Raw genomic sequence first — 11,970 nt, 5'->3', positions numbered from 1 at the left:
TCGAACGGCGCTGGTGAAGCAGCCAGGACGAGACGGACTTCGGACTCCGGGCGCCGGAGTTTCGGCCGGCGCCAGCTTCGAGGTTTCGTCCCTTTCACCGGCAACCCAGACGCGTCACGCCCCAGACCGCGGCCGATGATCGAAGTCGGCCGGGAAGGTCCGCGGGCGACGCCACAGGTCTGCCTTGGAGGGAAATCCCCCCGCGGAAGTGGTCTGGTGGGTCGCGGTATGTCGCAGGGCTACCATAGACAAGCATGAAAACTTGCACAACGGTGGAATTCGGTGAAACGAACATGCCGCCGCAATCGGTCGCGCCCACCGTCGCCGCAGCCGGCGCGGGCTTGGCCGGCGGACTCCGCGCCCTGCGGCGCTTCTCCGCGGTCGCTGTGCACTGTTGCAGGAACGGCACCCTGTTCGCCGATTTCGCGCGCCGTCTCACCGTTGTCGTTGAAGATGTTGATTCCGCTAAGCTATAGGTCATGGCTGGCTGTAGCCGTGTTGCGGTTTGGTGGATGCGATGGCCCGAATGCTCGCGATGATCGTCGTCGTGCTGGGCGCTCTTGCGGGGGCGGTCGCGCTGACTCCGTGCCCGGTCCACGCGCAAACCACCGCGGCGCTGCCCTTTCCGCCGCCCGCGCAGGAGCGGGTGGAGGTGCTGGACGCGCGGCTCGGCTTGCATCCGGACAAGACACGCCTGGTCCTGGAACTCAGCGAATCGGTTGCCTTCGCGGTCTCGGTGCACGCCGATCCCTACCGCGTCGTGGTCAACCTGCCGGACGTGAGCTGGCCCGGCGGGGCGGCAACGGTCGCCGGCAAGGGGCTGGTCACGCGCTACCGGTTCGAAGGCCGCGAGGGCGGCGCCTCCCGCCTCGTCGTGGAGACCACGGGGCCGGTCAAGGTGTCGGAAGCCTTCACCATCCCGTCCAGGGACGGCCACAAGCCCCGCTTCGTGCTGGACGTCGTGCGGGCCACCGCCGCGGAGTTCGCCCAGGCCGCCAATATTCCGGCCGCCAAAGCCCCGCCGGCCCGCGCGCCGGCCGTGGAGGCGCCCCAGAGTGCCGCGGTGAGCGCCGGCCGGCCGGTGCCGGCCCCACCGCCGTACCAGCCCGCACCGATCCTGCCCGCCGCCGCGGCCATGACGCCGCCGATCCCGCAGCCGGCGCCGCAGCGCTCCGCGCCGAACCCCGACCGGGCGGTGCCGGAAAAGCCGCTGGTCGTCATCGACCCGGGGCACGGCGGCGTCGATCCCGGTGCCATCGGCGTCGGCGGCATCTATGAGAAGGACATCACGCTGGCCATGGCGCGCGAGGTGAAGCGCCAGCTGGAGGGGTCCGGCCGCTACCGGGTCAAGCTGACCCGCGACAAGGACGTCTTCATCCGCCTGCGCGACCGCGTCGCCATCGCCCGCGACGCCGACGCCGACCTGTTCCTGTCGCTGCACGCCGACAGCATCGGCGCCAGCAACATGCGCGGCCTGTCGATCTACACCCTGTCCGACAAGGCGTCGGACCGCGAGGCGGAGAACCTGGCCGCCAAGGAGAACCGGGCCGACGCGCTGGCCGGCATGGACCTGTCGGCCGAGAACGACCTGGTGGCGACGATCCTGATCGACTTGGCGCAGCGCGACACCATGAACCACTCCAAGCGCTTCGCGAACCTGGCGCTGGACCATCTGCGCCGCGACGTCACGGTCATTCCCAACAAGCCGATCCGGCAGGCCGGCTTCGCCGTGCTGACCGCGCCCGACATGCCGTCGGCCCTGGTCGAGATGGGCTACCTGTCGAGCCCGCAGGACGCCGGGCTTCTGACCAAGGCCGCGCACCGCGAACGATTCGGCCGCGCGCTGCTGCGGGCGATCGACTCCTACTTCAAGTGGCTGGGCGCCGCGAAGAAGAGCTGAGGGCGAAGAGCTGAGCGCGGGAAGCGGCCCACCCCGCAGCGCTTACCCCTGACGGAAACGCGGCGCGGGTATTCGGGATGGACCGATACCACTTTCTTGCATGCGCCTTGTGGGCGTCACATTTTCCTGACATGCCTGCGTGGGAGTCGGCGTGCCGGCTTCCGCGGTGTAGGATGCCGCTCATCGGACGGTCCGGCCGCTTCCCCAGGGGAGCGGGCGGCCCGCCGTTCTGCCCGTTTGGGAATTGGCCTGTTTGGGATTCGTCATGCGCCTGATTCTGTCCGTCCTGATGGCCCTCGTCATGCTCGTGCTGGTCGGAGCCGGGGGATTCGTCTATGTGCTGGACTATTACGACCGCGACCTGCCCGACTACACGAAGCTGGCCAACTACCAGCCGCCCGTGACCACCCGCGTGCACGCCGGCGACGGGCGCCTGCTGGCGGAGTTCGCGTCGGAGAAGCGCGTGTTCGTGCCGATCGACGCGATGCCCAAGCGGGTGATCAACGCCTTCCTCGCGGCCGAGGACAAGAACTTCTACGAGCACAAGGGCGTCGATCCCATCGGCATCGCCCGCGCCATCCTGACCAACGTGGAGAACCTGGGCCGCGACCGCCGGCCCATGGGCGCTTCGACCATCACGCAGCAGGTCGCCAAGAACATGCTGCTGACCAACGAGGTCTCATTCGCCCGCAAGATCAAGGAAGCGATCCTGGCCGTGCGCATCGAGCGCGCCTTCAGCAAGGACCGCATTCTTGAGCTGTACCTGAACGAGATCTTCCTCGGCTTCCGGTCCTACGGCGTGGCGGCGGCGGCGCTGAACTACTTCAACAAGGGGCTGGACGAGTTGGACATCGAGGAGGCCGCCTACCTCGCGGCCCTGCCCAAGGCGCCCAGCAACTACCACCCGGAACGCCAGCGCGACGCGGCGCTCGCCCGCCGCAACTGGGTCATCAGCCGCATGGCCGATGACGGGCACATCACCCCGGAGGAGGCCAAGGCCGCCCAGGCCAAGCCGCTGGCCGTGCGCAAGCGCGACGAGCAGGAATATGTGACCTCGGAGTATTTCGCCGAGGAGGTCCGGCGCGAACTGGTGAAGCTGTACGGCGAGCAGGCGCTGTATGAGGGCGGGCTGTCGGTGCGCGCCTCCATGGATCCGGTCCTCCAGGACGCGGCGACCAAGGCGCTGCGCACCGGCCTCGTCCAGTACGACCGGCGCCACGGCTACCGCGGGCCGGTCGGCAAGATGGACAATTTCGACAACTGGGCCAAGAAGCTGGCCGGGATGGCGCCGCCCGCCGGGTCGGAGGGCTGGCACCTCGCCGTCGTGCTGAAGGACGACGCGGCCGACGCGCTGGACATCGGCCTGCCCGACGGGGCGCGCGGGCGCGTGCCGCTGGCCGAGCTGCGCTGGGCGCGCGCCCAGAAGGACGACAACCGCCTCGGCCCCGACATCCGCCGGCCGTCGGACGTCGCCAAGCTGGGCGACCTGATCCTGGTGGAACCGGCCCGCAAGGACGAGAAGGGCAAGGATTACCCGCCGGGCAGCTACGCCCTGCGGCAGATCCCGGCGGTGCAGGGCGGCCTCGTCGCGCTCGACCCGCACACGGGCCGGGTGCTCGCCATGGTCGGCGGCTTCTCCCCGCACATGAGCGCCTTCAACCGCGCCACCCAGGCGATGCGGCAGCCGGGCTCCTCCTTCAAGCCGTTCGTGTACCTGACGGCGCTGGACCAGGGCTTCACCCCGTCGTCGCTGGTCATGGACGCGCCCTTTGAATACGACCCCGGCCACGGCCAGCCGATCTGGCGGCCGGAGAATTACAGCCACGAGTTCTACGGCCCGACGCCGCTGCGCGTGGGCATCGAGAAGTCGCGCAACGTCATGACCGTCCGCCTCGCCAACGCCATTGGCATGGACAAGGTGAAGGCCACAGCCGAGAAGTTCGGCATCGTCGACAACCTGCAGCCCTACCTGCCGATGTCGCTGGGGGCCGGCGAGACGACCGTGCTGCGCATGGCCGCCGCCTACGCCATGCTGGACAACGGCGGCAAGCGCATCACCCCGACCTTCATCGACCGGGTGCAGGACCGCAACGGCAAGACCATCTTCCGCCACGACAACCGCGCCTGCGAGGGCTGCAACCACGTGGCGTGGAAGGACGGGGTTGCGGTGCCCGCCGTGCCCGACACGCGCGAGCAGATCAACGACCCGCGCACCGTCTACCAGATGGTCTCCATCCTGGAAGGCGTGGTCCAGCGCGGCACGGCGACGAAGCTGCTGTCGCTCGGCAAGCCGCTGGCCGGCAAGACCGGCACCACCAACGACAGCAACGACGCCTGGTTCATGGGCTTCTCGCCCGATCTGGTGGTCGGCACCTACATCGGCTTCGACCAGCCGCGTTCCCTGGGCGCCAAGGAGACGGGCGGCTCCGCCGCGGTCCCCGTGGTCAAGGACGTGCTGGAGGTGGCGCTGAAGGACAAGCCGGCGACGCCGTTCCGCGTGCCGCGCGGCCTGCGCCTCGTCCGCGTCAACCCGGAAACCGGGCGCCTGGCCTCGCCCGGCGACCGCAAGGCGATCTGGGAGGCCTTCATCCCCGGCACCGAGCCGAACCCCGACCAGCCGCAGCTCGTGCTCGACGGCTCGGCCCGCGGGGGAGGCGGGGAGGGCGGCCTGACCGGGGCGGCGTTGCCCGGCGGCGGCTTCGGCGATCCGGCCGCCACGGGCGCCTATGGCGCGGCCCCGGCCGGGGTGGCGCCCGGTGCCCCGTCGTCGGCGACGGTGGGGACCGGCGGCCTGTACTGACCGCAAGCGCCGACCGCAAGCTGGGCGGGACGATAAGGGAGGAAGGGCGGCTCTTTGGAGTCGCTCTTTTTCTTTCTGAATGGATGTGCACTGCGGGAAAAGACCGCGAGCGCGCCAAGCCCCATCGGATTGCAGTGCCGGAAGCATTGCCAAAGCACTGAAACGGTAGATGGACGACAAGGCACCTTCGAAAGAAGGGTGTTTGCATCGCCCGTATTGGTCTTCGCGGGTGCGGAACGGAGCCGGAAAGGCCCTGTTGATGGGACTGCACGCGGCTGGCGCCTTGCGGCGCGCGCGACGTCCGGCACTTCCCATTCGTGAGGCTCCCGTCATGACCACCGACGCCGAACCGACACGCGTCGTCATTCCCGTCGTCCAGGAAACCGTCGAGATCGAGAAGCACGCCCGGCCGACCGGGATCGTGCATGTGCACCGGCGCGTCCTTGAGGAAATCGAGGAGATCGACGAGCCGCTTGAGTCCACGGAGGTGGTGGTCGAGCACGTCCCGGTCGGCGCCTGGGTCGACCAAGCCCCGGCCGAGCGGCGGGAAGGCGACACCCTGATCATTCCCGTGGTCGAGGAGGTGCCCGTCGTCGTGATGCGCCTGCGCCTGGTCGAAGAGGTGCATGTGACGCGCCGGCGCACGATCCGCCGCTACCGGGACCGCGTGCCGGTCCGCCGATCCGAAGTCACGGTGGAGCGGGAGGACGCCGAACGGCCCGCCCCGCCCCAGCCGACACGGGAATACCCCACACCGGAACACAGGAGACCACGCATGTCGATGACCGTCATCGGACTGTTTCAGACGCCCGAGCCGGCCCACCGGGCCTGCCAAGAGTTGACGAAGGCCGGATGCCCGGAGGAGAGCGTCCAACTGTTCGACACGCCGCGGGACGACCTGGCCTCCGCGCTGGCCGAATTCGGGATCGACGAGGAGGACGCCCGCGCCTTCTCCGGCGCCATCGCCAAGGGGGCCGCGGTGATCGCGGTCGAGGTCGAGGACGACCAGGCGGACGAGATACGCTCCCGCCTGGAACGCAGCGAGGCCCGCGCCGTGGACGTCTACGAGGATGAGAAGGAGGAGCAGCCGGAGCGCGGCTCCGGTGAGAAGAGCGCGCGCGGCGAGCGCAAGGTCCTGCCCGAGGTGGAGGAGCAGGTGCGGATCGGCAAGCGTCGGGTGGTCCGGGGCGTGCGCGCCAGCACCCACGTCACCGAACGGCCGGTCGAGAAGACGCTGACCCTGGAGGAGGAGAAGGTCCGGGTGCGGCACCGCGAGGCTGACCGCGAACTGAGTCCGGAGGAGGCGGAAAAGGCCTTCAAGGAGACCAGCGTGGACATGACCGAAACCACGGAGGAGGCCGAAGTCCGCAAGGCCGCCCGCCTGATCGGAGAGGTCGAACTGACGAAGTCGACCACGGAGCACAAGGAAACGGTGCGCGAAACCGCCCGCAAGACCGAGGTGGACGTGGAGCGGACCGGCGGGCGCGGTTCGAAGAAGTGACGCTGGCCTAGCGCGGGGGGCTTTCACCACCAAGGCACCAAGACACCAAGAGTCCACGGTGTGCCGGGCGCGAGGATTCTTGGTGTCTTGGTGCCTTGGTGGTGAACTCCTCTCCCGTCGCTTGTGCTTACGGCCGGGCCGCCGAGCGCACCACGTCGTGGGCGCCGAGTTGGGCGATGGCGTCGCCGGTGCAGCCGCCGAGCGGGCGGAGGTCGGATTCCATGTGGGCGAGCATGGCCTGGACGCCCTCCTGGTTGATGTGCAGGGCGTCGACGAAATGCGCCTCGTCGGTCATCGCGCGGCGGGTGTCGATCACCGGGACATCGGCCGGCAGGCGCTGCTTCAGGTCGTCGAAGAAGGCGTCGAAGTTGGTCAGCTTCTCGATGTAGCCGGGGAAGTAGGGGGTGATGACCACGGCGACCTTGGTCCCGTGCGCCTGCGCCGTCGCGATGATGTGGTCCAGAGCCTCCCAGTTCGGCTGGAAGCCCTCCATCACCTCGGTCGGGGCGTGGGCGATCTGGGCCTTCAGGATGGGCGATATGCTGCCGCTCAGCGTGCGGTCGCCGCCGGTCGGACGCACGCGCTCCACGGCCAGCCGGATCGTCTGGTTATTGTTGAAGATCAACGTGTTGAACAGCTTGTTCGACGCCCACATGGTCGGGTCGACCTTGCGGATGAAGCCGTCCACCCGGTTCGAGTAGTAGGCGAGCAGCGGCAGGTCGGCCAGCGCGTTGGGGTCGTCCACCACGCTGGTCGGCTCCAGCAACAGCAGGCGCGGCGCGCCGTGCCGCTCCACATAGTCCTGCCACAGCAGGTCGCCGACCGTGGTCGGGGCGCCGCCCATGCCGAGGTTCAGCGCCTTCCAGCAGGTCAGCCGCTGGAGGTCGGACACCGGAAAGTGGTTGTCGGCGCGCGAGTTGCCGAGGACGACCACGTCTGCGGGCGGACCGTCCTGGTACACGGTCATGAAGCGGTCGCTCGCGTGGCGCAGCGTTTCGCCCAGCCAGGACGCGAAGGCGCGGTCCATGGTGACGACCATGCCCAGGATCAGGCCCAGGGTTGCCAGAAGGCGGATCATGGAAGGGGCTCCCTCAAAACTGGAAGTAGATGAAGGATCGGTTGGCGAAATTGCCGAAGAGAAGCAGCAGCAACACCAGCGTGGAGCAGGCCATGGAGCGGGCGACCACGTTGACCCCGGCGTAGCGGCGGTTGGCCCCCAGCTCGATCATCGCGTCGATCATCAGCACCACGCCGGCGAAGACGACCACGCGGACCAAATAGCTCATCTGCTGCATTCCGCGCGGCAGGCTGAAGTCGCCGTCGCCGATGATGCCCAGGATGGTCCAGACCGTGTGCAGGTCGTTGGCCCGGAAGGGCAGCCAGGTCAGCGTCACCAGCAGGAAGACCAGGCCGATGGTCAGCAGGCGCCCGGCCGCCAGGGGAATCCCGGTCAGGCGGATCGGGCTGCGCGCCGCCAGCCAGCGGGCGCCGTCCTCCGCCGCCATCAGCGCGGCGTGCATGGCCCCCCACAGGACGAAGGTCCAGTTGGCGCCGTGCCACAGGCCGGAGACCAGCATGACGATGGTCATGTTCCGGATGCGCAGCCAGCCCGAGCGTCCGCCGCCCATGGGGATGTAGACGTAGTCGCGGAACCAGGTGGACAGCGAGATGTGCCAGCGCCGCCAGAAGTCGCGCATGCCCCGGGCGAAGTAGGGGCGGTTGAAGTTTTCGCACAGCGTGTAGCCGAACATCTGCGACAGGCCGATGGCGATCAGCGAGTAGCCGGCGAAGTCGCCGTAGATCTGCAGGGAAAAGCAGATCAGCCCGATGACGTGGTTCAGCGCGTTGAAGAACTCCGGCTGTGCGAAGCGCGCGTCCACGACGGCGGCGGCGTTGTCGGCCAGCCCCAGCTTCAGGAAATAGCCCCAGATCAGCTTCTCCAGCCCGGCGAAGCGGAAGGCGAAGGGGACGTCGTGCTTCGGCCCGTTCTGGATTTGCGGCAGCAGGTCGCGCGCCCGGACGATCGGGCCGGCCACCAGCTGCGGGAAGAAGGAGGCGAAGGTCGCGTAGCGCAGCAGCGACCGTTCCGGCTTGTCCAGGTGGCCGAGATAGAGGTCCAGCGCGTAGCTGAGGTTCTGGAAGGTGTAGAAGGAGATGCCGACCGGCAGGATGATCGACAGGGTGCGCTCCCCGATGTCGATGCCGAGCGACGACAGGGCGATGTGCGCGCTGTCGACAAAGAAGTTGAAGTATTTGAAAAAGAACAGGACGCCGAGGTTGGTGCCGAGGCTGAGCTGCATGAACAGCCGGGCGGTGGCCCGGTTCGGCGCGTCGGCGATCCGCAATCCGCAATAGAAGTCGATCAGGGTCGTCAGGGCGAGCAGCGTGCAGAAACGATAGTCCCAAAATCCATAAAAGATGTAGCTGGACGCCAGCAGGAGCGGCGTGAACAGCCGCGTGCGCGCCAGCGCCATGAAGGCCGCCGTGAAGACCGTGATGAACACAAGGAAACCAAGGCTCGTGAAGTTCATCGTGGGCCGCGCTTCTCGGTTGTTGACGACGATTGTGGCCGGCAAAGGGAACCGGGGCGTTCCGGCGGCGTTGGTGACAGACCGGGCGCCTGTTTCCCTTGTGGGTGCGGCTGTGCTCGAACCATGCGTTCTTTCAAGTAGAGGCACAGAACGGGCAGGACGCTATCACAGCAAGCGTCCGTTTAATCCCGCCGCGAACGGGTCCTCGCGGGGCCGAATTGGACGTACTCACCTGGAACGACCGACCGCTATTCGGAGCGGATATGCGTCTTCGCCGGTTTTTCTACGACCGGGGTCGGAGCCGACCGGCGGCGCGGCGCCTTTTGGCCGGTCGACTTGGGCGCCCATGGGGACCGCTTGGCCTTTTGCAAAGGCGGAATAAGGGGGTGCAACGCCGGCCGTAACTCGCTACATAGGGGCCTGATACCGAAGGCGTTTGATGGCTTCCATCAAACGCCTTCGGTTAATACCCGACAGCACATGGCGCAGCCATGTGCGAAAGGGTCATGCGGCCGGCCGCATGACTTTGGAATCAACTCTGGCTGACGAGGAGGTACCGCGATGCGGGCCGAGATCGAAGCGGCCGCTGGCGAGATCAGAGACTCGCTGGCGCTGCTGAGGAGGCATCTTTGACTGGGATAACGCGCTGCGTCGTCTCGACGAACTGAATGACCTCTCCGAGGACCCCAAGCTGTGGGATGACCCGACGCGCGCGCAGACCATCATGCGCGAGCGCACCCAGCTGGAGGCCTCGGTCAACGGCTACCGCGCGCTGGAGCGCGACCTGTCCGACAGCCTGGAGCTGATCGAGATGGGCGAGGCCGAGGGCGACGCCACCGTCGTCGCCGACGCCGAGGCCCAGCTCTACGCGCTGCGCGAGCGCGCCGCCAAGCTGCAGATCGAAAGCCTGCTGTCGGGCGAGGCCGACGCCAACGACTGCTTCGTCGAGGTGAACGCCGGCGCCGGCGGCACGGAAGCCCAGGACTGGGCGCTGATGCTGGTGCGCATGTACACCCGCTGGGCGGAGCAGCACGGCTACAAGACCCAGTGGCTGGAAGAGAGCCCCGGCGAAGAGGCCGGCCTGAAGTCCGCCACCGTGCAGATCAGCGGCCACAACGCCTATGGCTGGCTGAAGACCGAGGCGGGCGTGCACCGTCTGGTGCGCATCAGCCCCTTCGACAGCCAGGCCCGCCGCCAGACCAGCTTCGCCGCCGTTTCGATCTCGCCGGTGATCGACGACAAGATCAACATCGAGATCAACGAGAAGGACTGCCGCATCGACACGTTCCGCGCGTCGGGCGCCGGCGGCCAGCACGTCAACAAGACCGACTCGGCCATCCGCATCACCCACCTGCCCACGGGCATCGTGGTGGCCTGCCAGCAGGAGCGCTCGCAGCACAAGAACCGCGCCAAGGCGTGGGACATGCTGCGCGCCCGCCTGTACGAGCGGGAGCTGAAGATCCGCGAGGACGCCGCGGCCGCCCTGGAGGCGACCAAGAGCGACATCGGCTGGGGCCACCAGATCCGCTCCTACGTCCTGCACCCGTACCAGATGGTGAAGGACCTGCGCACGAACGTGGAGACGTCGCAGAGCCAGGCGGTCCTGGACGGCGCGCTCGACCCCTTCCTGGAAGCGGCGCTGGCGGCGCGGCTGAAGGGGCAGGGCGACGAGGCGGCGGCGTAATGTTCAGCATCGGCAGCGTATTGCCCCCTCCCTAACCCTCCCCCGCTTCGCAGGGGAGGGGATCTGGCCCTCTCCTGCGAAGCGGGGGAGGGAGGGGACCCACGAAGTGGGGAGGGTGGGGGCACCGGACGCCACCAATTTTTATCCCTTCCGAAGCATCGCGGCCTCTGCCGTGTTGATCTCCGCAAACAAGAACGGAGACCAACCATGACCCGCCCAACCATGACCCGTAGGGCCATTGCCGCCTGCATCGCCCTCACCGCCTTCGCGGCATCCCCGGCTTTCGCGGTTTGCCCGGACGAGAACATGCCGTCCGACATGCGGTACGCCTATGTGCAGGGCGCCCAGTCGGCGCTGAACGAGCACGGCTTCAAGGCCGGCACGGCGGACGGCAAGATGGGGCCCAACACCCGCTCCGCCGTCCGCGCTTACCAGAAGGCGGCGAAGCTCCCCGTCGACGGCTGCGTCACCAAGGAGCTTCTGGACCACCTGAACTTCGCCCAGCCGAAGGTCTACGCGCCGGGCAAGCGCTGAGCGCTCCCGCTTACTTCACGAAGCTGAGGTCCATGATGGACTTGGCGTCCAGCGCCTTGTCCACCTGGCCCTCGGCCTGCCAGAACTTCACCTGATTGACGACGTCGTCGATCAGAAGCTTGCCCTGCGGGTCCACGTAGGGCAGGCCGGCGGCGACGACCTCGGGCTTCTGCTTGGTGGCCTCGGCGATGATGGCCAGCAGGCTGTCGTAGCCGGGGCCCTTCACGATAGCGCCCGACGCGTCCTTGGTGTTGAAGGCTGCGTGGTATTCGGCCAGCGCCGTCTGGTAGGCGCGGATGAACTTCTCCACCGTCGGGCGGCGCTGGGCGATCGTCTTCGGGCCGGTGAACAGCGCGCCGAGCTGCCAGGGCGTCTCGTCGCCGACCCAGCCGATGATCGTGCCGGCGCCATCGGCGACCATCTGGCGGGCGACCGTCACCGGCGCCACGATGGCGTCCACCTGCCCGCCCTTGAAGGCGGCGGTCATCTTCGGCACGTCCTGCAGCGGCACCATGGTCAGGTCCTTGACCGTGAAGCCGTATTTCTGCCCGAGCAGCCCCAGCATGTAGTGGAAGGTGGAGCCCACGGTGGTGATGGCGATGCGCTTGCCCTTCAGGTCCGCCGGCTTCTTCAGCCCGGCGGCGAAGGCGGTGTTGGCCGCGACGTAGGCGCTGAGTTCGAAGCCCGGCTCGTCACGGCTCTGCGCCGCGATCATGGTGACCGCACCCTTGGCCGCGAGGTTGTAGAAGCCCGCCGTCAGGCCGGTGACGCCGAAGTCCACGTCGCCCGACGCCACGGCCACCGGCACCTGCTGGGCCGAGGTGAACATCTTCAGGTCGACGTCGAGCCCTTCCTTCTCGAAGTAGCCCTTGCTCTTGGCGATGAAGATCGGCCCGGAGGAGGCCAGCGCCAGCACGCCGATGGAGGTCTTCTCCAGGCTTTGGGCGAAGGCCGGCGCGGCCGAAAGCGCCAGGGCCGCAGCGCCCATAACTCCCAATACCGTCCGACGGCCCCAACGCA

8 protein-coding genes are annotated in these 11,970 nt (G+C 68.0%); 5 read left to right on the top strand and 3 right to left on the bottom strand.

The window, feature by feature from the left end; genetic code table 11:
* Positions 1 to 517 precede the first annotated feature (517 nt).
* From J2851_RS22900 to J2851_RS22890, 3 genes are all read left to right on the top strand, one after another.
* Positions 518 to 1,900, top strand: a complete 1,383-nt coding sequence (locus J2851_RS22900; protein WP_246500865.1) for an N-acetylmuramoyl-L-alanine amidase — start codon at positions 518 to 520, stop codon at positions 1,898 to 1,900.
* A gap of 265 nt (positions 1,901 to 2,165) precedes the next feature.
* The gene (locus tag J2851_RS22895; protein WP_209769131.1) at positions 2,166 to 4,700 is read left to right on the top strand and encodes a penicillin-binding protein 1A; all 2,535 of its coding nucleotides are present in this window, start codon (positions 2,166 to 2,168) and stop codon (positions 4,698 to 4,700) included.
* A 331-nt stretch (positions 4,701 to 5,031) separates the two neighbouring features.
* Positions 5,032 to 6,201, top strand: coding sequence for a DUF2382 domain-containing protein (locus tag J2851_RS22890; RefSeq protein ID WP_209769129.1), 1,170 nt, complete (start codon positions 5,032 to 5,034; stop codon positions 6,199 to 6,201).
* A 127-nt stretch (positions 6,202 to 6,328) separates the two neighbouring features.
* Here J2851_RS22890 and J2851_RS22885 read toward each other — a convergent pair whose 3' ends face one another.
* Together J2851_RS22885 and J2851_RS22880 are read right to left on the bottom strand one after the other, a co-directional pair.
* Positions 6,329 to 7,279: an SGNH/GDSL hydrolase family protein gene (locus J2851_RS22885; protein WP_209769127.1), complete on the bottom strand. Its 951-nt coding sequence runs from the start codon at positions 7,277 to 7,279 to the stop codon at positions 6,329 to 6,331.
* Between the two features lie 13 nt (positions 7,280 to 7,292).
* Positions 7,293 to 8,732, bottom strand: coding sequence for an MBOAT family O-acyltransferase (locus J2851_RS22880; protein ID WP_209769125.1), 1,440 nt, complete (start codon positions 8,730 to 8,732; stop codon positions 7,293 to 7,295).
* Between the two features lie 561 nt (positions 8,733 to 9,293).
* Between J2851_RS22880 and prfB the strand changes: the two genes are divergently transcribed.
* Together prfB and J2851_RS22870 are read left to right on the top strand one after the other, a co-directional pair.
* Positions 9,294 to 10,416, top strand: a protein-coding gene (gene prfB, locus J2851_RS22875; protein ID WP_209769123.1) for a peptide chain release factor 2 whose coding sequence is annotated in 2 segments (ribosomal slippage) — positions 9,294 to 9,362 and positions 9,364 to 10,416 — 1,122 coding nt in all. Because the reading frame shifts where the segments join, the coding sequence is not laid out codon by codon here.
* Between the two features lie 207 nt (positions 10,417 to 10,623).
* Positions 10,624 to 10,950: a peptidoglycan-binding domain-containing protein gene (locus J2851_RS22870; RefSeq protein WP_246500864.1), complete on the top strand. Its 327-nt coding sequence runs from the start codon at positions 10,624 to 10,626 to the stop codon at positions 10,948 to 10,950.
* A 10-nt stretch (positions 10,951 to 10,960) separates the two neighbouring features.
* On the opposite strand, the gene J2851_RS22865 is transcribed toward J2851_RS22870, so the two are convergent.
* Positions 10,961 to 11,938, bottom strand: coding sequence for an ABC transporter substrate-binding protein (locus J2851_RS22865; protein WP_246500863.1), 978 nt, complete (start codon positions 11,936 to 11,938; stop codon positions 10,961 to 10,963).
* Positions 11,939 to 11,970: the final 32 nt, after the last annotated feature.

This window comes from Azospirillum rugosum, assembly GCF_017876155.1.
Taxonomy (GTDB): Bacteria; Pseudomonadota; Alphaproteobacteria; order Azospirillales; family Azospirillaceae; genus Azospirillum; species Azospirillum rugosum.
This window is presented reverse-complemented; position numbering and strand designations above follow the sequence as displayed.

What these genes read in the sequence shown, in the direction of transcription:
- J2851_RS22900 (WP_246500865.1), top strand. Translation starts at nt 518, where the DNA reads ATGGCCCGAATGCTCGCGATGATCGTCGTCGTGCTGGGCGCTCTTGCG.
- J2851_RS22895 (WP_209769131.1), top strand. Translation starts at nt 2,166, where the DNA reads ATGCGCCTGATTCTGTCCGTCCTGATGGCCCTCGTCATGCTCGTGCTG.
- J2851_RS22890 (WP_209769129.1), top strand. Translation starts at nt 5,032, where the DNA reads ATGACCACCGACGCCGAACCGACACGCGTCGTCATTCCCGTCGTCCAG.
- J2851_RS22885 (WP_209769127.1), bottom strand. Translation starts at nt 7,279, where the DNA reads ATGATCCGCCTTCTGGCAACCCTGGGCCTGATCCTGGGCATGGTCGTC.
- J2851_RS22880 (WP_209769125.1), bottom strand. Translation starts at nt 8,732, where the DNA reads ATGAACTTCACGAGCCTTGGTTTCCTTGTGTTCATCACGGTCTTCACG.
- J2851_RS22870 (WP_246500864.1), top strand. Translation starts at nt 10,624, where the DNA reads ATGACCCGCCCAACCATGACCCGTAGGGCCATTGCCGCCTGCATCGCC.
- J2851_RS22865 (WP_246500863.1), bottom strand. Translation starts at nt 11,938, where the DNA reads ATGGGCGCTGCGGCCCTGGCGCTTTCGGCCGCGCCGGCCTTCGCCCAA.